We start from the raw sequence: 19,090 nt of genomic DNA, 5'->3' as shown, positions 1-19,090 counted from the left end.
ATTCATTTAAAAATCTAATCCTATGGCCAAGTCAAAGAAGTCGGCCGTGATGCCATGCGCCTTGATGCGTACCGCCAAATAAGGCGTATACTTATGCTTTAGGGACGAAAAAGGATAGTAGGCGATGCTCGCCCGAGTATAGGGGAGCCTGACGACCGGTTCTGTAATATAATAACCAACTTGCAATCCAAGGCCAATATTGCCCATAATCCACTCATGTCCAGCCCAAAACAACAAACGCTGCGCCTTTTGTCGAGCCTCTTGGGCCGTTAGGGTCAGGTTGCTCAACCAAAAGGCCTCTACCCCGCTATGGTACTCCCCTAAAAGGCCAAAACGCAGACTTTTAGTGGCTGCATAGCGATAACTGCCGTAAACTGTGGCACTGTAGAGGGCAAACTTTGGCCCCCGCTCGGTACGGCGCACCTCGGTCATGCCTAGACCAAAATCAGCCCCCAAGCCCCATCTTTTTGGCGGTTGATAATCCGCTGGGGCAGGCCGATAGTCCTCTGACTGCAAGGTATAGGGCCGATAACGCAAACCCAAATGAAAACTAGCCGCATTGATGCCCAAATTGGGAAACTGAGAAGCCCCATTGGAGTAATGCGTAAAGCTAAAAGAAGGCTGCAAAAGCAAACGAGAACTCAAGGGCCATTGAAAGCCCAAACGCAAAGCCGTGTTGTTGTTCCAATGCGAACCAATAATGTTGTTGTCGGGATTCCTAAAACTATTGCCATAATTCGATACATAAGCAATGCCTAGGCCCAAGCGAGCATAAATCTCCCAGTCGCCAGAGCGCCAAAAAGGAAACTTGAGCTGCGGCATCAGCCCAATGCCCCACCCCAAACGAGCATCCGCAAAGTCTTGAAAGGATAAAATGAGCCCAAACTCTGGATAGCCCGCCAAAGCGGACCAATCCTTTTTGCCATGACTCTGATACAACCAGTTAATCTCGCCCCCTAAGGTAGGCGGCAAACGGTCTACTGGAATATTGATGTACTCCCGATGTTTGACTAAGCCCCCATAATGCAGGCCCATTTCCCAACTATGCCCCTGCTGAGACCAACTGATAGAGGCCCAAGATAAAAGTATAAATAGTAGTAGCTGCCGCATGCTGTTTTAGCCCAAAGATAGGGCTTTCTCCTGAAGTCCTGAAAGGAAATAAGGCTTTGGGGGGGCTTAAGCCCTAAGGAGAATTAAGGAAGGTCCTCGCCAGGACCTGTCTAAGTCCTAGCGACCATTAAGAGACATCCTCCAGAGGATCTGCCTAGGTCCTAAGGAGCATTAAAGGAGGTCCTCGAGAGGACTTAACTAGGTCCTACTGACCATTAAGTGAGGTCCTCAAGAGGATCTAGACAAATCCTAGCGACCATTTCAGAAGGTCCTAGCGACCACCTCCATAGGTCCTAGGCTGGGGGTAAAAGAATCCCCCTGAGGGGGTTAAGCCCCCCTTTCGAGGGGTTCGGCACCCCCTCTGTAGGGGTCCAGTCCCCCCTCCAAATAATTGGCTAAAATCATCTACAGAGGGAAGAAAAACAAAGCCCCAGACTACGGTTAGTTTGGGGCTTTATTGCTTTAAATAGACTAAGGGACCAAAGTAATAGGAACAAACTCCTGCACATAATTTCCTTTATGATCTATATGGCAGCGGATTTCCAGTTCTGCTGCTCGAGGGAGGCTATCGGTATAAACCCAGCTAGTATCAATAGCCAATAAACCATCATGGGTATGCAGGCCTGCCGAGAAGAGCAAATCATAAGTGCTTGTATCTAAGACATAGAGCTCATAGCCGTGCATTTCCCAATCTTCTGCCGAAAAATTGGCCTGTATCTGAATCGTTTCTCCCCTACGGAAGGTATCCCCAGGCTGAGGGCTCAACAGAAAGCGATCTACTTCTTCTTGGCTGGGCGCTATAGGCGGCTTTTCGCAAGCCAATAGGGCCAAGCTCAAAAGCAGACTGAGCATAATAAGATAACGCATAATATTATTTGTTTAGAAAAGATAAATCGCTCGGAGGCTAGCCTGCCAGCGGCCATATACATAGCCTTCTCCTAGGGCTTGCTGAATGGGCAGTTGGGCCTCTACCCCAAAGGCATAGTTTTGCAGAAAGAGGTCGGCCCCAAGACGGCCCCAAAGGGCCCAGCCATAAGTGAACTCTTCGGGAATATTACCCCGATAATCGGGGTTGCGATATTCATAGCGCAGGCCAGCCTGATAAGAGATAGAATTGCCCTTAATCTTTTGGCGGTAGAAGCCGTATAAGTTGGTATTCCAGCGGTCCCCAAACTCATAATTGGTCTTTGGCGCTGCCGTATTCAGGGTATAGCTCATTTCTAGGCCACCGCCCCAGCTTCGGTACTGCCAATTATAGAGCAGCATAAAGGGAAAATCCCAAGAGCCGGTTCCCATTTGCAGATTGGCGGGCAGCAGCTCGCCATTGGCAGATTGGCGTTGATATTGGCCCGTGGGCAACTTCAGGCCGAGGCCCAATTGCAAAAAGTGGCGCAGCTTATATTCTGCACTATCCGTATTATTATAAAGGGTAATATTGGCTTGCAGACTGGCATCGCCTAGGCCCTGATTATAGCTCCATTGGCCGCCCTCATAATTGCTATAATGCTGATAGGGCAGACTAGCAAACAATTGCAACCGATTTTTAAGCAAGCCATAGCGGCCCCAAATCTCGGCCCTTTGCAGATAATCCCAGGCTTCTAGGGCCTCGCCTTCCTCCAACAAATAGGGCGGATGCTCTGTATAATACTTCTGAAAACGATATCGAAGGCCCATAAACCGACTACGATAATTGGGCAGTAGGCCAAACACATTATCTCCAGCCCCACTGCCGCAAACATCGCAGGCCAACAAACTAGGGGCAGACAACAGGAGAAAAAAGAGAACAGAGAGTAAGCGCATAGATCGGTATTTTGCTCCTAGGCAGCAGGGCCGCCAGGAATTTCTTTATCTTGCGCAAAGATAACTTATAACTACCATGAAAGAAAAGAAAAAAAACAATTGGCTCGAAAAGCTAAAGAAGAGTACTGATTTATTTTGGTCCGAAACCTACCCCGCCAAAACGGCCGAGGAAAAACAAGCCTACTGGAGCGCTTTGGTCCAAAAGGCCCTCAAAGAAGCCGAAAAGAACGGGGAGGAGCTTGGCCAGGTGTTTAGCCCCAGTTGGTGGCAGGAGATTAAGGCGCAAGATGCTCAAGCTTGGGACTATCTGGCCCAAAGTTTTCCAAAAGCAGATTTTCCCGCTATCTGGAGCGCTTGTCCAGAAGATTAGGATTTGGGGCCCGCGGCCGGCTAGCCTTCGGCTAGGTCGGCCGCCGCTATGCTACGGGGCTCACTCTCTGTTCGGCCCTGCAGCCGCCTGCGGCGGCTTTGGTCTGGCCCTTCGGGCCACCCCTCCGCAGCGCTGGGCCTGCGGCGGCTTCGCCGCCTGCTAGCTGTAAATTCAATTGATGAGGGGGCTTCCGCTCATTCCCATAAGATGGCAAAGCAATACCTTTAAAAAGGGCCGAAGGCCCGCGGCTGAGGGGCTGTAGCAGGGCCGCCGCAGGCGGCAGACCGAGGCGGCAAAGCCGCCGAAGGGCCGAGCAGACCTGCGAGCTGCGCAATGGCCCGACCCGAGCGAAGCGAGTGGGCAGCCCCAAAAGAAGAAAAGTAAAAACAATCACATAAAGAAGATGAAAAATAGCTTATTATTAGTCTGTTTATGGTTGAGCGGACAGCTGATGGCCCAGCTTCCTGAGGCCCAATTTCCCTTAATCGGGAGCAATGGGCAGCCCCTTGAGCTAGCTTGGCAGGGCGGACTCAACTCGCCACAACTCTCTACTGCCGACCTAGACGGCGACCAAGCCCCAGAGCTCATCTTATTTGACCGAGTGGGCCAAACTATTGATATTTATAGCTTGCAAAGCGATGGCAGCTATTTGCCTCGGCCAGCGCTGCGCTCCGCCTTTCCACTTGCCGAACTACAACACTTTATGCTCGTGAGAGACTACAACTGCGATGGGATTCCGGACCTCTTTAGCTACTTTCAGGATATTGGCCTGGGGCAGACGGGGATCATTGCCTATAAGGGAGAGCTCAATTTGGCGGGGCAGCTCAGTTGGAGCACTGCTGGAGAAAAACTATTCTACAGAGATGTCCAGGGCCAAAGAGAAACTATCTTCCTGAGTACCATAGATATTCCCGCCATTGATGATATAGATGGAGATGGCGACCTTGACATCCTGACCTTTAACCCCTCTGGAGGCTATATTGAATACTTTAAAAACCAATCTATAGAAGAAGGGCATGCCTGCGATAGTCTGCATTTCACCTTAGCCGATGACTGCTGGGGGCGGGCCTATGAAAGTGGTTTGCAGGCCGAACTGGACCTTAGTCCAAGAATAGATAGCTGTGCCAATTGGGCCGGTTGGACCGCCCTGAGGCCGCAGTCGGGCCGTCATGCGGGCTCTAGTCTGCTTAGTTTGGACCTAGATGGCGACCAAGACAAAGACCTCATTCTGGGCGACCTCTCTTTTCCCAATCTCATTGCCTTGCGCAATGGCGGGCAAAACGATACCGCTTGGTTTGACCAACAAAATGTAAACTTTCCGACGGGCCAAGCGGCAGCCGTAGAGCTTTTTCCCGCCGCCTTCTATGAGGATGTAGATGGGGACGGCATCAAAGACTTTTTGGCCAGCAGTAACCGAGACTTTGCCTCGGAGGACCGCAGTTTATTACTCTATAAAAATACGGGCAGCAACAGCCAACCGCAGTTGCAGCTACAAAGCAATCATTTTTTAATTGAAGAGATGTTGGACCTAGGCACCAATGCTTTTCCGCTTTTAGCCGATTGGGATGGCGATGGCGACCAAGACCTCATTTTGGGACATTATGGTAGCTATCAGGCCGGCAACAACTATACGGCTGGACTTTGGTACTTTGAAAACCAAGGCAGTGACCTTCAGCCCAGCTTTAGGCAGCAGAACGATGATTTGGGCCAATTGCGGCAATACAACCTGCATCGTTTGGTCCCTACGGCAGCCGATATAGATGCCGATGGCGATTTGGACCTTTTGGTCGGTTTGGATGATGGGCAATTATACTTCTTGCAGAATACGGGCTCGGCTCAAGCGCCACAACTAGCCACGCCCCTGCCCTATCAGGGCATTGATGTGGGCCAAAATGCGCATCCACAATGGGTAGACTTGGACCGAGATGGCGACCTAGACCTAGTTTGTGGAGAGAAAAATGGCAATATCAACTACTTTGAAAATACAGGCGATAGCAGTCAGGCCCAGTACTCGGCTAGCCCGAGCACAAACAGCCTAGGCTTTATAGATACCCGTCAGCCGGGCTTTACAGAAGGCAACTCGGCCCCCTTCTTTTTAGATTTGGGTCAAGAATACCGGCTATTTGTGGGCGGCCAAACTGGGGAGATCTGGAGCTACGACAGCATTGAGCAGAACATTTTGGGGGCCTACCGCAGCATTAGCCACCCTTTGGACCAAATTGATGAGGGTTGGCAAACGGCCATAGCCGCCTCTACGGCCTTTGGGCAGGGACAAACGACCTACTTCATTGGCAACCGCAGAGGAGGTGTTTCGGCTTACTATCAGCTAGTGAGCAGCAGCCTAGCCCCTGCCCCCTTGGCCCCGCTAAACATTTGGCCCAATCCGACTCAAGGCATCATTCAGCTAGAGGGGCCATCCTTGGCTAAAGGGCAGCAACTCTGCCTTTACAGCCCCTTGGGCCAATTGGTCTATCAGCAGCCCTTAAATGGACAAAACCAACAACAGCTCGACCTTTCTTTTCTTGAAGCTGGACAATACATTTTAACCATAAAAAGTAAAACAGGCAGCCCTTATTATCAAATACTTGTTTTATATTAAAAGTGACTTAAAAAACTCATTTAAAATCTCTTGCATTATGCATAAACTACTTTTACTCCCTCTTTTGCTCTTCGCTGGCCTTAGCTTTGGCCAAACCGTAGAGCCTTGGGTTCCCCCAGTGATCAATAGCAATGGGGATACCCTTCTATATGGCGCATTGGGTGGCTTAAATACTCCACAGTACTCAGAATTAGACCTCAACAATGACGGTAAAATGGACCTATTGGTCTATGATCGTTCTGGGCAAATTGCCTTGACCTTTCTCAATGAAGGTGGGCCCAATGAAATCAACTATAAATACGCCCCCAAATACCAGAAGAACTTTCCGCAGGGGACCCGCAACTTCATGCTGGCCCGTGACTTTAACTGTGACGGCATTGCCGACCTCTTCTTCTTTAATCAACCCCCCTTTACCTCTGGCGGAATTGGCGTCTATAAAGGACGCTACAATGCCGATAATGAGCTAGAGTTTGACCTTTACAATCCCTTATTGGAATATACCCACCCTCAGTTTGGGGTCAGCGATATCTTTATTTTTAATCCCGATGTTCCCGCCATTGAAGATATTGACTTTGATGGCGACCTAGATATTGCCGCCTTTACCCTAGACTTTACCTTTCAGCGGAATGTCTATTACTACCGCAACACCTCTATGGATGATGGACATGGTTGTGACTCGCTCAACTTTATTCTGGAGCACGAATGCCATGGCATGTTCTCGGAAAGTGGCTTTGATAATGTGGGCATCTTGAGTAATGATGTCGATAGCTGTGCGGGCAATCCCTATTGGGGACGGATGGCCAACCCTCGGCATATTGGGTCTACGGTGACCTTAGTAGACTGGAATGCCGACCGCAAAATGGACCTGCTCATGGGCGATGTGAGTGTAAACACGCTCAATATGCTTACTGCCGAGATTGTTAATGACACCTTCCTCTTTGTTTCTCAAGACATCACTTACCCTAGCTATGATGTTCCTGTAAATGTATTTAGCTATCCCGCAGGCTACTTTGTAGATGTAGACAATGATGGCGATAAAGACATGATTGCCAGCCCCACCGAGCTAGCTACAGGAGAGGCCGTTACCGACTCTGTTTCTTGGCTCTACCTCAACAACAGCCCCGACTCAACTATGCAATTGGAGTTTCAGCAAAAGGACTTTATGGTGGGGCAGATGATTGATTTGGGCATGGGAAGCTTCCCCACAATTGTGGATGTCAATGCCGATGGCCTTTTGGACCTAGTGGTCGGGCATTTTGCCTATACCGACACCTTTAATGTCTTTAGTACTAGCCTACATTATTATGAAAATGTAGGTACCGCAACAGCTCCTGTCTTTCAGTTGATGGATGAAGACTTTGCAGGCTTAGCTAGCTTGGGCGAACAGTCTTTTGTCCCTACCTTTGGCGATATTGACGGCGATGGCGACCAAGACCTTTTGGTCGGTTTGGTAGATGGCACCTTAGACCTTATTGAGAATACCGCAGGGGCCAACCAGGCTATGATTTGGGGCAACCGCACAGATAGTTTTGCGGGCATTGATGCGGGTAGCGTCGCTTATCCGCAACTTATGGATTTGGACCGAGATGGCGACCTCGACCTTGTGGTCGGTAATGATATTGGCCGAATGTACTATTATGAAAATGATGGAGACGCCAATACCCCCGACTTTCCAAGCAGCCCAAGCAGCAATGCCTTTGGTTTTGACCTCACGGCCTATGGGGGCAGCTTGGCCGCGCCACATTTTGTAGATCTAGGGACCGACTTTGAGCTCTTTTTGGGCTATGATGACGGCAAAATCCTACAGTTTAACAATATTGATGGTAATGTAACGGGCCTTTATGACACCCTCAGTCTAGACTTTATGGGCTTTTGGCAGGGAAGAAACAGCAGCATTGCCGTGGCCGATCTGGATGGAGATGGCGAGCGCGACTTTGTGCTGGGCAACATCCGCGGGGGGCTTTCTTTTTACCGCCCTTCTTATGTAGATACCACAACTAGCCATAATGTATTGGCCCAAAGCAGCAGCTTTAGCCTCTTTCCCAACCCTAACCAAGGCGAATTTGTCGTAAAATGGGAAGCGCCATTAGCAGCGGGGGGACAGCTCTTTTTGTTTGACCTCATGGGCCGCCTCATTGAGCAGCAGCAGTTGGTCCAAGGGCAGCAGTATAGCAGCTTTCAGTTGACGGACTTGCCCGCTGGGCAGTATTTGTTGCAGTATCGCAGCAAAACGGGCCAACAAGAAGTACAAAAACTAATTATTCGATAATGATTTGGGGCTGCCCGCTCGCTTCGCTCGGGTCGGGCCATTGCGCAGCTCGCAGGTCTGCTCGGCCCTGCAGGCTTTTTCGCTTTGCTTCAAAAGCCTTGGGTCTGCCGCCTTCGGCGGCCCTGCTACAGCCCCTCAGCCGATAGGCGGCTGAACAGCCGCCTCTTGGCCGAGCCGCCCTAATTAAATTGACGAATGGACCAACTTGGCCAGCGCTCTGCAGAGCGCTGGCCTTTTTATTTGCGCATCGGGCGGGCCCAGCGCTGCGCAGCCGTGGCCGAAGGCCAGACCCAGCGGGCGCAGCCCGCGCAGGGCCGAGCAGACTTGCGAGCGGCGGAGCATAGCGGCGGCCAGCTTGCTGGCCGCGGGCCCCAAAAAAAACAGAAGAGCCCACAGCAAAGCCATTGAATCTTTGTATTTTGGCCAGACTGCAAAAAACAATTATGAAAAAGAAAAATGCGATACAGCAATACCTACAAACCATTCCGCATATTGTGCGCTATGTTTTGTTAGGGGCTTTAGTTTTATTTATTAGCCTCTTTTTTCCCAACAACATCCGTTTGGATTATAACTTTGAGCCGGGAGAAAGTTGGCGTTATGAGGACCTCAGAGCACCTTTTGCCTTTCCGATTAAGAAATCGGAAACCCTATTGGCCCAAGAAAAGGAATATTTGGCCAAAGACTTCATGCCTTATTATCGCTTGAATGCGGCCTTGGGCCAAGAGCAAATTGCGAGCTTTGAAACGGCTTTTGCCCAGCGCTACCAGCAATTGAATGATAGTATTCGGGCCCTAATAGATAGTAGCCAAGCCCAAGATTTGGGGCAAGGCCTGCTGGCCAAAACCTATGAGCAGCACATCATTGAGTTGGCCAGCCAGCATCAGGCAGAGGGCAAAGAGCTGCAATTTCGCCTCATTGAACAGCAAGTAGAATTGGGGGAGCATCAGGCCCTCGACTTCCTTTCGCAGCGGGAGGCCGCCCAGATTGTGGTCGATAGCTTGGGCCAACTGCCCCAAAGCTCGGAGCAAACCGAGCTCCTTTTGGCCCTATTAGACAGTTTGATGGCCCAGGCCGACATCAACTACGATGCCTCCTTGACCGCCAAAAACAAAGCCTTAGCCATTGATAATGTCTCGCTGACCAGAGGGATGGTCAAGGCGGGCGAGCTAATCATTCGACGAAATGAATTGGTAGATTCTACGGCTTATGCCAAGCTAATTTCCTACAAAGAAAAATATGACCAAGAGATCAACCAGCACAAAAACGGCTTTTTGATTTATTTGGGCTACCTACTCTTGACCTTGGCCCTGATTGCTATTTTTAGTATTTTCATGCGGACCTATTCGCCAGAGCTCTTTAACAACAACCAGCACCTAAGCCTTATTTTGGTCTTTATTGCGGGCTACTCCTATCTATCTTTTGCGGTAGACCAACTGCCAGAGCTGAGCTCTTATCTGATTCCCTTTTGCATTGTGCCTATTGTCATCAAGAACTTCTTTTCGGCTCAGATGGCGCTCTTTACGCATATTGTGATCATTCTGATTGCGAGTATGCTGCTTTCGTTGGACTATCAATTTATTTTGGTCCAGATTATTGTGGGCATGGTGGCCGTATTGACCAAGCGAAAAACCCGTTATTTGACCGACTTCTTTTTTGCGGTCCTTTATATCGGAATAGCCTATGCCGCTTGTTATTTAGGGCTAGAGCTCATTCACAAAGGGGCCTTTTCGCCTGTTTTGGCCGAAGATGGTCGCTTGATTGAAGAGGGTGTAGAATGGGGCAACTTGGGTTGGATTAGCTTTAACGTCTTTTTGACCCTACTCACCTACCCTTTGATTCCCTTGCTAGAACGCATCTTTGGGCTTATCTCTGAAATCACTTTGGTAGAACTTTCGGACCTCAATAAGCCCTTGCTCAAAGAGCTATCGCTCAAAGCGCCGGGCACCATGCAACACTCCTTGCAGGTGGCCAACTTGGCCGAAGCCGCTTGCTCGGAAGTAGGGGGAAACGCCCTACTCGTCAAGGTTGGGGCCCTTTATCATGACATTGGTAAAATGCTCAATCCGCCTTACTTTATAGAGAACCAAAACCAATATAATCCGCATGAGGAATTGACTTATAAAGAAAGTGCGGCTATGATTATTGGGCATGTGACCGAGGGCGTTAAGTTGGCCAAAAAATACCGTTTACCTCGGGCTTTGGTTGATTTTATTGCCACGCATCACGGCAGCACAAGAGTAGAATATTTCTATCGGATGTACCAAAAGGAGAATCCTGACTTAAATGTAGACCCGGCCGACTTTACTTATCCTGGACCAGCCCCCAGAAATAAAGAAGAGGCCATATTGATGTTGGCCGACTCTATTGAGGCGGCATCCAAAAGCTTAAAAAATCCTACGGGCCAAGATATTGACCAATTGGTAGATAAAATTGTCAAGTTCAAATTAGAGCTGGGCCAATTGCAAAACACAAACATTACCTTTAAAGAACTCGATCAAATTAAGGCGGTATTCAAGAAAATGCTTCGCAGTATCCAGCATGTGCGCATTGAGTACCCCGAAGAACAGAAAAAGAAATCTGAATAACTATGGGCTATATTATCCGTGCCATGAAACCCCAAGATGCCAAGGCCTTTATTGAGCTATTGCAAACCACCGATGCCGAAAGTAACTTTATGTTGCAAGAGCCTGGCGAGCGGCAAATGAACAGCTTTCAGCTGCGCATGGCGGTTGCTACGGGCATTCATCGCATCTTTTTGGCGGTAGAAGAAGAAAGCGGCCGCTTTATTGGCCATATTGCGGGCAGCTTCCCCTATGGTCGGGGCGAGCGCATTAAGCATGCTATGCATATTGGCATCTCGGTCCTCAAAGAATTTTGGGGCCAAGGGCTAGGCAACGCCCTCTTTGCCGCCCTAGAAGATTGGGCCCAAGAAAACGGCATCCATCGCCTAGAGCTCACCGTCATGACCCATAACGAAAGAGGGGTCGCCCTTTACAAAAAACGAGGCTTTGAAATAGAAGGCACCAAAAAACATTCGGCCAGAGTCAATGGCGAGTACATTGACGAATATCTAATGGCTAAACTCTTTTAAACGCTACCTAAATTATGTCGCTAAACATATTAGTTACCAATGACGACGGCCTAAGCGCCCCGGGTATCCGCGCCCTAGTAGAAGTGGCCCAAGAATTTGGGCAGGTCTATGTGGTGGCCCCCGATAGTCCGCAATCTGGACAAGGGCATGCCATTACCCTAGAACACCCCCTCCGCCTCAAAGAACAGCGGATTTTTGGCCCTAAGATTCCCGCCTATGCCTGCTCGGGCACCCCAGTAGATTGTGTCAAATTGGCCAAGCATGTTTTGCTTAAAAATGAAGATATTGACCTCTGCATTTCGGGCATCAACCATGGCTCCAATGCCTCGATCAATATCATTTACTCCGGCACGATGTCGGCCGCTATGGAGGCTTCCGTAGAAGGGATTCCCTCTATCGGTTTTTCTTTGCTCGACTATAGCATTGAGGCCGATTTTTCGGCCGCTAAAATCTATGCCCGCAAGATTATTAAGCAGGTCCTAGAACAAGGCCTAAAAGAAACGCTTCTCCTCAATGTCAATATCCCCAAACTACCCGCCGATGCCATCAAAGGCATTAAGGTTTGCCATCAGGCAGAGGGGCATTGGGCCGAAGACTTTTTGGAAAATACCGACCCCATGGGCCGCACGTACTACTGGCTCACGGGCAAGTTTACCCTCGCCAAAGAAGACGAAAATGCCGACGTCTGCGCCCTAGAAAATGGCTATGTTTCGGTGGTGCCTTCTATGCACGACCTCACGGCCTATCCCGCTCTAAATCATCTCAAATTTCTGGAAGAAGTATAAGCTATGCAACTGTTTAAAGATCAATTGGTATATGGCTTGGCTTGGGGACTCATTACGCCCCTGATTAGCTTTGCCCTCGTCTTTGCCATCAATAAAGTCCTACTACAATCAGGAGCGCTAGATACCTATGCCACGGCTTGGCCGGGCTTTAAGGACAGCACGCTCCACCTGATTGCTATCTGCGGTAACCTGATTCCCGTGGCCATAGCCAACCGCCGCCGATTCGATGAATTTACCCGAGGTATTATGTTGCCCACGGTTATTCTGGCCTTTGTCTGGATGTTCTATCACAATCCACTCAATATCTAGAATTTGGGGCTGCCCCGCCCTGCGGGCGGGTCGGGCTGTGTCGTGGCTCGCAGGTCTGCTCGGCCCTGCAGTTTTTTCGCTACGCTCAAAAAACTTGGGTCTGCGGCTGCGCCGCACCACTTTCCATCCCTCAGCCGGCTGGCGCTGCGCGCCCAAGCTCAACAAAGGGCCAAATTGGCCCAAAAAAAGGCCTTCGTCCAAGGGACGAAGGCCTTTTCCCGTCTAAACGCAAAGCCTAAAACTCTATCGGAATGTTCTCGTATCGCTTTCTGATGAGCTGCTTTTTATAATCATCCATCATCCGCTTCATCCTTGGGCTAAAAGATATCGCCCGCTGAATGTTCCGACTCACAAATACATTGTTGGCCCCATGCAAAACATCCATCCATTTACTCGACATAGACCGCAGAGCAACCGAAAAACTACTCTCCGGATAAGCAATATAATGCCAATAACCAGAAGGCATAAATAAGGTCTCTCCAGGATAAAGACTCAGTTTATAGCCCTTCAATTGCTGAAGATTGGGGTAATCCTCCTCCTCATACTCCTCCAAACGAGAAAAATCAATTAAAGAATGTGTAGTCAAAGGTATCTGATAGAGGTTCTCCCCCTGAGAACGATCAAAAAGTAAAATATCTTTCCGCCCTAAAAACTGTGACAAAAAGACATTCGAATAATCAATATCGTAATGCATACGAGTGGCACTTTCTGGACCACCAAAAAAACAAAAGCGATAGTTTAAGAAGTGTACCCCAATTGAAGGCTGCTCAATATGCTCAATCAGCTCTGGATGCTCCTTAAAAATGTCAAACAAAAAAAGTCGATATTCACTCGGCTTATTCTCTCTTAGGTAAACCAAGAAATCCCTAAATGGAATCTCCAAGTCCTCTTTAGTTTGCACATCCAAGGCTTGGCCATTCTTATAGGCATTACTATACACTTTCACGAGATCATCTCCCGCTACTTTCTCTAAAAAATCATAGTCCCAATCTCTCATTTTCCATTGGGCCGTAAAATCTGTAAATACACAGGGAATCTGCTGCTCATAATAGGGTCGAAAGGCTTCTTCTGTCGCAGAAATCCGGTCAATTGCTTTGAGCTCCATAGTATTATCAATTTAAGTTAATCATATGGCTATTCTTATAGTATTTCTGCCAATTACCCACTTTTTATTCTTAATTTCTCTTTCAACTTCGTTAAAAAATCAAAACTATCGACCATAGCCGTATTTTATAAGACGATTTCAACTATAAGTCGTTTGATTTTTCTTAAGCTAAAGAAATACTATTTTCATAGCTTGAGTTGTTAAAGAAAAACTAATTTGAATGAGTGGACAAGCTATCCATTATACTCATTTTATTCCCCAACCCTTTACTCCACAACTTATGCGATTATCCTTTGTTTTTGCAGCGGCCTTAATGGCCTTGGTGCTTGGCGCTAGCACTATTGACTTAGACCAGCTAGATAACTACGCCAACCAAAGCGTTCCCGCTTATATTCAGCTGGACAATTTGCCCGCAGGCCAACAGATGAGTGATGCGGTGGCTACTTTAGGCCGTGTTTTATTTTATGATAAGGCACTCTCGGCCAACAGCACAATTTCTTGTGGGAGCTGCCACAAGCAGGCATTCGCCTTTAGCGATACGGCCAAACAATCTTTAGGCTTAGATGGCGGGCTCACGGGCCGCCACTCCATGCGCCTGATCAATGCCCGCTTTGCCGAGGAGGTAAAGTTCTTTTGGGATGAACGTGCCCTGAGCTTAGCCGAGCAGACCACACAACCCATTCAGGATCATATAGAGATGGGTTTTTCGGGCAGCAATGGACAGCCTGATTTAGATTCTCTTATTCGCCGCCTTAGTGCACTCCCTCGCTACCAACAACTCTTTACCTTTGTTTATGGCGACACCATTGTTACAGAGGCGCGTATGCAAGAGGCCCTCTCTCAGTTTGTGCGCTCTATCCAATCTTTTGATAGCCGTTTTGACCAAGGTTTGGCCCAAGCCAATGGCAACATCAATCAGAACTTTGGTAATTTTACGGCCCAAGAAAACCAAGGAAAACAGCTCTTTCTTGCCCCCCCCCACTATTGGCGGAGCGGGCTGCCAAGGTTGCCACCGTGCCCCAGAATTTGATATTGACCCAGCAACCAACAACAACGGCATCATTGCTACCGCAGATGGTACGGGCACAGATCTGACGAATACCCGGGCGCCTTCTTTGCGAGATATTCTCAATCCTCAGGGGCAGCTCAATGGGCCCTTGATGCACAATGGGAACATCAACAACCTTCAGCAGCTGATCAATCATTATAATGCGGTTCCTCAAAACCCCAACAATAGCAACCTAGATGCTCGTTTGTCTGGTCCTAGGGGACAGCTAAACTTAACGCAGACCGAAAAAGATGCCCTAGCCGCCTTTTTGGCTACCCTTTCTGGCAGTAATGTCTATACCGACCCCAAATGGTCCGATCCCTTTGTTGGGGGCCTAAGCATTATTCAGTCTACGGCAGTGGCCCAGATGGAAAATGCCCTAGAGCTACGCCCCTACCCCAACCCAAGCAGCAATTTGGTCCAGCTAGACTTGCCCGAGGGCCCCTGCCAAATCAGCATTTATAATATGGCGGGGCAGCTTATGCAGCGGCAAGAGAGCGAATCGGCCCAAATCCAGCTTAACATTTCGGATTTGCCAGCGGGCTCCTACCTCCTAGAGGTTCGTCAGTGGCTAAAAGGTCGCCGTGGCCTTAGTCGAATACAAAAAATCTAAGCGATTGCTTACCTTTGGTCCATGATTCGCTTTTTTCTTATCTTTTTGATTAGCATTTTGGGCCAAAACAGCAGCTTATACCTACAGCGCTACGCCCATTTTTCGGCAGTATTGGCTTCGGCCGCTCCGAGCTTGGGCTTAGCGCTTTTTTTGTTTTTATGGCCCTATCCCTTGGATGATTTTTGGCTAGAAGAGTTGCCTCTTATTTTTTTTGGGGCTAGTTTTGCGGGCATGTCGCAGGGGCATCGCTTGCCCAATTTGCCCAGCCAATTGGTTTCGGCCCTAATTTTTGCGGCCCTCATTTTTGCCCAGAGTCAATTTTTTAAGGGCTATGGGGGTGCCTTGGGCACATCGGCCTGTATTGCGGTTTTGGGTAGTATGGCCCTGCAAGAGCTTTATGCCTATGGCAAAAAGAAATGGAATCCTTAGTTTTTTTATTTTTGGCCTTTATTCGGTCTAGCAGCGGGCGAAGCCCGCGCAGGCTGAGGGATGGATAAGGGGGGCCGAAGGCCAGACCGAGCTTTTGAGCGTAGCGAAAAAGCGAAGGGCCGAGCAGACCTGCGAGCCCTGACACAGCCCGACCCGGCCGCAGGCCGGGGCAGCCCCAATTCAATCATATCATTTAAAACCTAGTTATATCATGAGATTTCAGCAAATGAAACTGCTTCTGCTTTGTCTACTGCTTAGTACTCTGGGCAGCAGCCTAATGGCCCAATCGAAAAAAGAGTTATTGGCCCGAATTGAAAAGCTAGAACAAGAGAGCCTGAACCAACTGCGGATGTTGGAGCAACAGGCCGGCCTACAAGAGGCCCTAAACAACAGCATTGCCCGCCAAGACTCTATGATGGCTAGGCTGTTGGCCCTAGAGAGCTTGACGAAAAAGATGAATCGGGAGCTGCTCTTGAAAGAAGAGAAAATTGCGGCCTTGGAGCAGGCGATTCCCCGCCCAAAAATGGAATTTGTACAAACAGTCTATGATTTTGGCGAGCTAGAAGCGGGGCAAAAAGTAGAATTTGAATTTGAGTTTCAGAATACGGGCAATATGCCCCTGCAAATTTTTAGTGCCCAAGGGAGCTGTGGTTGTGTGGTGCCCGAATATCCCAAAAAGGCCTTAGAAACGGCCGAAAGAGGCAAAATTAAGGTCGTATTCAATAGCAAAGGCAAAAAAGGCCTGCAGCGAAAAACCATTACGCTCAAAACAAATCTGCCTCAAGAAAAGGTAGAGCTATTGATTTTGGCGGATGTAAAAGCGCCTAAGGAGTAAAGGCAAGGGCAAAGCAACCACAGTTGTTTTGCCCTTTTTTGGACCAAAAAATGACATAAATATGGAGATTTTAGCCAACCCTTCCTCCTGCTTATTGTTGAAAAAACTGTTACTTTTGCGCCTTAACAGCCTATTTTTGGGCCAGTAAGAAGAAATGAACAATGTCTAAACAAGATGATCAGGCCCCAAAAGGGCGAAAAAAACTCAAAAAAGATGGGCTCAAGCGAGCCTTCAAACTACTTGCTTATATCAAGCCCTACCGTTTTGCTTTTGGGCTTTCGCTCATTTTGCTCATGCTGGGTAGCTCTGTCTTTTTGGTTTTCCCTTGGGCTGCTGGAGAGCTACTCGCCATTGCCGACCCCGACCGAGAGGCCGCCTATGGCCTCACCTTTAATAGTATTGGTTGGTTGCTTTTGGCCTTGCTGCTTTCTCAGGCTAGCTTTTCCTATATCCGCACCCTGCTCATTACCTATGTGAGTGAAAAATCGATGGCCGATATTCGGAAAGACCTATACAGCCAATTGATTCGGCAGCCTATCCACTTTTTTGAGCAGCGCCGAGTGGGCGAGCTATCTAGCCGGGCCACCACCGATGTACAACAACTACAGGATGCCATCTCGATTACCTTGGCCGAATTTATTCGGCAGCTGATTATCTTGATTGGCGGCTTGAGTTTTATTGCCGTTATTGCCCCCAAGCTGACCTTAATTATGCTAGGGACCTTTCCGGTGGTCATTATCATTGCGATGGTCTTTGGTCGATACATTCGCAAACTGTCTAAAAACCGCCAAGATGAATTGGCCGCGACCAATGTGATTTTAGACGAAACGCTTTCAGCCATTGCGGTGGTCAAGGCCTTTACCTCTGAATGGTTTGAGCGGAAGCGCTACGGCCGTTCGGTAGATAATGTGGTGCAGATTTCCCTGCGTTTTGCTCGAGTTCGGGGACTTTTCATTGCCTTTATTATTGCGGTCCTTTTTGGGGCTATCTTCTTCATTCTTTGGATTGGAGCCAGCATGATTGACGAGGCAGACCCCAACGGATTTCACTCTGATGACTTTGTCCAGTTTATTACCTATACGGCTCTTTTGGGTGGTTCGCTCTTTAGTTTGGGGAACTTCTACGAGCAGTTGGTGCGGGCCGTGGGGGCCTCGGAGCGCATTCTAGATATTTTGGAGCAAGATACCGAGATAGCCGCTGAGGCGCCAGAGGGCGAGCTTCGACTTCAGGGAAATATCCGCTTTGAGCAGCTGGCTTTTAGCTATCCTTCTCGGCCTGATATTCAGGTGCTCAAAAATATCAACTTTGAGTTGGCCGCAGGCGAAAAAGTGGCCCTAGTGGGCAGTTCTGGGGCTGGAAAATCGACTATTGTGCAGCTTTTGCTGCGCTACTACCAACAACAGCAAGGAAAAATCCTGATTGATGGCCAAGATATTAGTGGCTATAATTTGAGCCAATTGCGTCAGAACATGGCCATTGTGCCTCAGGAAGTAATGATGTTTGGCGGAACAATTCGAGAAAATATTGCCTACGGAAAGCTAAGCGCCAGCGAGGAAGAGCTCATTGAAGCGGCCAAAAAAGCCAATGCTTGGGAGTTCATCCAGCAGTTTCCAGAGGGCTTAGATACTATTGTGGGCGAAAGGGGGATCACGCTTTCGGGCGGACAGCGCCAACGGATTGCCATTGCTCGGGCCATTCTCAAGGACCCCAAAATTTTGCTTTTGGATGAGGCCACCTCGGCCCTAGATGCCGAATCTGAGCGGCTGGTCCAGGATGCCCTCAACACCCTCATGCAGGGCCGCAGCTCAATCATTATTGCCCACCGCTTGGCCACTATTCGAGAGGTGGACCGCATTTATGTGTTAGAACATGGCGAGATCATTGAGCAGGGGAACCACCAAGAGCTCAGCCAAAAAGAAGATGGGGTTTATCAACAGCTGGCCAAGTTACAGTTTGAGCATTAAGCCTTAGCAAAAAGCCATTCCTAGTTGTAGGGATGGCTTTTTTTATTGTTTTTTTGGGGCCTGCCGCCTTCGGCGGCCGGGCCCTTGCAGGGCTCGCAGGTCTGCTCGGCCCTGCGTCGCCTTCGGCTCCTTGGTCTGCGGCTGCGCCGCCCCCTTTCAGGCCCCTAGGCCTGCGGCCCTTCGGGCCTGTAGCACAAATTTTTGGGAGACTGTTTGAAATTTTGTGTCTGCCCTTTACTGCGCCTAGGGACAAGCCCCTAGGCGACTATTGGCCAAATCATAGCCAGCTAAGGCCCAAATTTTATTCTGATACAGAAAATCATGAACAGTCCCGAATAGTCCTAACAAAAAGCTAGGTCGAGCTAGTGGCGTCTTAGGTCGAGCTAACAAAAAGCTAAGTCGAGCTAGGAATACCTGAGGTCGAGCTAACTAAAAGCTAGGTTGAGCTAGTAACGTCTTAGCTTGGGCTAACTAAAAGCTAGGTCGAGCTAGGAACAGCTGAGGTCGAGCTAACAAAAAGCTAAGTCGAGCTAGGAATACCTGAGGTCGAGCTAACTAAAAGCTAGGTTGAGCTAGTAAAATCCTAGCTTGAGCTAACAAAAAGTTAGCTCATTATCCTTTAGCGATAAGTTCATTAAGTCAGCACTTTAACTTATTAGTAACAATTGGGCCTTTAGGGGTTTAGCAGGCGGCGAAGCCGCCGCAGGCCCAGCGCTGCGGAGGGGTGGCCGAAGGCCAGACCCAAGCCGCCGCAGGCGGCTGC

16 protein-coding genes are annotated in these 19,090 nt (G+C 49.0%); 12 read left to right on the top strand and 4 right to left on the bottom strand.

Features of this window, described 5'->3' with window-relative positions; genetic code table 11:
• Positions 1-6: 6 nt before the first annotated feature.
• From OP864_RS12825 to OP864_RS12815, 3 genes are all read right to left on the bottom strand, one after another.
• Entirely contained in the window at positions 7-1,110 is a 1,104-nt protein-coding gene (locus OP864_RS12825) for an acyloxyacyl hydrolase (protein ID WP_270098562.1), read from the bottom strand.
• 471 nt (positions 1,111-1,581) lie between these two features.
• Positions 1,582-1,977 carry a hypothetical protein gene (locus tag OP864_RS12820; RefSeq protein ID WP_270098561.1) on the bottom strand — a complete coding sequence of 132 codons (396 nt, stop codon included), beginning with the start codon at positions 1,975-1,977 and terminating at the stop codon, positions 1,582-1,584.
• A gap of 12 nt (positions 1,978-1,989) precedes the next feature.
• Positions 1,990-2,910 carry a transporter family protein gene (locus tag OP864_RS12815; protein WP_270098560.1) on the bottom strand — a complete coding sequence of 307 codons (921 nt, stop codon included), beginning with the start codon at positions 2,908-2,910 and terminating at the stop codon, positions 1,990-1,992.
• Between the two features lie 76 nt (positions 2,911-2,986).
• On the opposite strand from OP864_RS12815, the gene OP864_RS12810 reads away from it, so the two are divergent.
• The 7 genes from OP864_RS12810 to OP864_RS12780 all read left to right on the top strand — a co-directional run bounded on the left by OP864_RS12810 (position 2,987) and on the right by OP864_RS12780 (position 12,333).
• Positions 2,987-3,280, top strand: coding sequence for a hypothetical protein (locus OP864_RS12810; RefSeq protein ID WP_270098559.1), 294 nt, complete (start codon positions 2,987-2,989; stop codon positions 3,278-3,280).
• 403 nt (positions 3,281-3,683) lie between these two features.
• Complete coding sequence (locus OP864_RS12805) at positions 3,684-5,879, top strand: T9SS type A sorting domain-containing protein (protein WP_270098558.1); 2,196 nt, start codon at positions 3,684-3,686, stop codon at positions 5,877-5,879.
• A 37-nt stretch (positions 5,880-5,916) separates the two neighbouring features.
• On the top strand, positions 5,917-8,148 hold the full coding sequence (locus tag OP864_RS12800) for an FG-GAP-like repeat-containing protein (protein ID WP_270098557.1): 2,232 nt from the start codon (positions 5,917-5,919) through the stop codon (positions 8,146-8,148).
• Positions 8,149-8,591: 443 nt separating this feature from the next.
• Positions 8,592-10,733 carry an HD family phosphohydrolase gene (locus OP864_RS12795; protein WP_270098556.1) on the top strand — a complete coding sequence of 714 codons (2,142 nt, stop codon included), beginning with the start codon at positions 8,592-8,594 and terminating at the stop codon, positions 10,731-10,733.
• Positions 10,734-10,735: 2 nt separating this feature from the next.
• Positions 10,736-11,239: a GNAT family N-acetyltransferase gene (locus tag OP864_RS12790; RefSeq protein WP_270098555.1), complete on the top strand. Its 504-nt coding sequence runs from the start codon at positions 10,736-10,738 to the stop codon at positions 11,237-11,239.
• A gap of 14 nt (positions 11,240-11,253) precedes the next feature.
• Positions 11,254-12,024 carry a 5'/3'-nucleotidase SurE gene (surE, locus tag OP864_RS12785; RefSeq protein ID WP_270098553.1) on the top strand — a complete coding sequence of 257 codons (771 nt, stop codon included), beginning with the start codon at positions 11,254-11,256 and terminating at the stop codon, positions 12,022-12,024.
• A 3-nt stretch (positions 12,025-12,027) separates the two neighbouring features.
• On the top strand, positions 12,028-12,333 hold the full coding sequence (locus OP864_RS12780) for a hypothetical protein (protein WP_270098552.1): 306 nt from the start codon (positions 12,028-12,030) through the stop codon (positions 12,331-12,333).
• Between the two features lie 235 nt (positions 12,334-12,568).
• Here OP864_RS12780 and OP864_RS12775 read toward each other — a convergent pair whose 3' ends face one another.
• Positions 12,569-13,438 carry a cupin-like domain-containing protein gene (locus tag OP864_RS12775; RefSeq protein ID WP_270098551.1) on the bottom strand — a complete coding sequence of 290 codons (870 nt, stop codon included), beginning with the start codon at positions 13,436-13,438 and terminating at the stop codon, positions 12,569-12,571.
• Positions 13,439-13,658: 220 nt separating this feature from the next.
• On the opposite strand from OP864_RS12775, the gene OP864_RS12770 reads away from it, so the two are divergent.
• The 5 genes from OP864_RS12770 to OP864_RS12750 all read left to right on the top strand — a co-directional run bounded on the left by OP864_RS12770 (position 13,659) and on the right by OP864_RS12750 (position 18,327).
• On the top strand, positions 13,659-14,468 hold the full coding sequence (locus OP864_RS12770) for a cytochrome-c peroxidase (RefSeq protein WP_270098550.1): 810 nt from the start codon (positions 13,659-13,661) through the stop codon (positions 14,466-14,468).
• Entirely contained in the window at positions 14,407-15,099 is a 693-nt protein-coding gene (locus OP864_RS12765) for a T9SS type A sorting domain-containing protein (protein WP_270098549.1), read from the top strand. Before OP864_RS12770 ends, OP864_RS12765 begins: the two co-directional genes overlap by 62 nt.
• Before the next feature lie 21 nt (positions 15,100-15,120).
• Positions 15,121-15,528, top strand: a complete 408-nt coding sequence (locus tag OP864_RS12760) for a hypothetical protein (RefSeq protein ID WP_270098548.1) — start codon at positions 15,121-15,123, stop codon at positions 15,526-15,528.
• Between the two features lie 211 nt (positions 15,529-15,739).
• Complete coding sequence (locus OP864_RS12755) at positions 15,740-16,363, top strand: DUF1573 domain-containing protein (RefSeq protein ID WP_270098547.1); 624 nt, start codon at positions 15,740-15,742, stop codon at positions 16,361-16,363.
• Positions 16,364-16,524: 161 nt separating this feature from the next.
• Positions 16,525-18,327, top strand: coding sequence for an ABC transporter ATP-binding protein (locus OP864_RS12750; RefSeq protein ID WP_270098546.1), 1,803 nt, complete (start codon positions 16,525-16,527; stop codon positions 18,325-18,327).
• Positions 18,328-19,090: the final 763 nt, after the last annotated feature.

The sequence above is a fragment of the Saprospira grandis genome, from assembly GCF_027594745.1.
Taxonomy (GTDB): Bacteria; Bacteroidota; Bacteroidia; order Chitinophagales; family Saprospiraceae; genus Saprospira; species Saprospira grandis.
The sequence above is the reverse complement of the archived record's forward strand: the minus strand, read 5'-3'. Positions and strand labels throughout refer to the sequence as shown.

Bases quoted from the DNA above. Each gene is read 5' to 3' on its own strand.
- OP864_RS12760 (WP_270098548.1), top strand. From the start codon at position 15,121: ATGATTCGCTTTTTTCTTATCTTTTTGATTAGCATTTTGGGCCAAAAC.
- OP864_RS12780 (WP_270098552.1), top strand. From the start codon at position 12,028: ATGCAACTGTTTAAAGATCAATTGGTATATGGCTTGGCTTGGGGACTC.
- OP864_RS12805 (WP_270098558.1), top strand. From the start codon at position 3,684: ATGAAAAATAGCTTATTATTAGTCTGTTTATGGTTGAGCGGACAGCTG.
- OP864_RS12820 (WP_270098561.1), bottom strand. From the start codon at position 1,977: ATGCGTTATCTTATTATGCTCAGTCTGCTTTTGAGCTTGGCCCTATTG.
- OP864_RS12750 (WP_270098546.1), top strand. From the start codon at position 16,525: ATGTCTAAACAAGATGATCAGGCCCCAAAAGGGCGAAAAAAACTCAAA.
- OP864_RS12755 (WP_270098547.1), top strand. From the start codon at position 15,740: ATGAGATTTCAGCAAATGAAACTGCTTCTGCTTTGTCTACTGCTTAGT.
- OP864_RS12810 (WP_270098559.1), top strand. From the start codon at position 2,987: ATGAAAGAAAAGAAAAAAAACAATTGGCTCGAAAAGCTAAAGAAGAGT.
- OP864_RS12800 (WP_270098557.1), top strand. From the start codon at position 5,917: ATGCATAAACTACTTTTACTCCCTCTTTTGCTCTTCGCTGGCCTTAGC.
- OP864_RS12770 (WP_270098550.1), top strand. From the start codon at position 13,659: ATGAGTGGACAAGCTATCCATTATACTCATTTTATTCCCCAACCCTTT.
- OP864_RS12790 (WP_270098555.1), top strand. From the start codon at position 10,736: ATGGGCTATATTATCCGTGCCATGAAACCCCAAGATGCCAAGGCCTTT.
- OP864_RS12775 (WP_270098551.1), bottom strand. From the start codon at position 13,438: ATGGAGCTCAAAGCAATTGACCGGATTTCTGCGACAGAAGAAGCCTTT.
- surE (WP_270098553.1), top strand. From the start codon at position 11,254: ATGTCGCTAAACATATTAGTTACCAATGACGACGGCCTAAGCGCCCCG.
- OP864_RS12825 (WP_270098562.1), bottom strand. From the start codon at position 1,110: ATGCGGCAGCTACTACTATTTATACTTTTATCTTGGGCCTCTATCAGT.
- OP864_RS12815 (WP_270098560.1), bottom strand. From the start codon at position 2,910: ATGCGCTTACTCTCTGTTCTCTTTTTTCTCCTGTTGTCTGCCCCTAGT.
- OP864_RS12795 (WP_270098556.1), top strand. From the start codon at position 8,592: ATGAAAAAGAAAAATGCGATACAGCAATACCTACAAACCATTCCGCAT.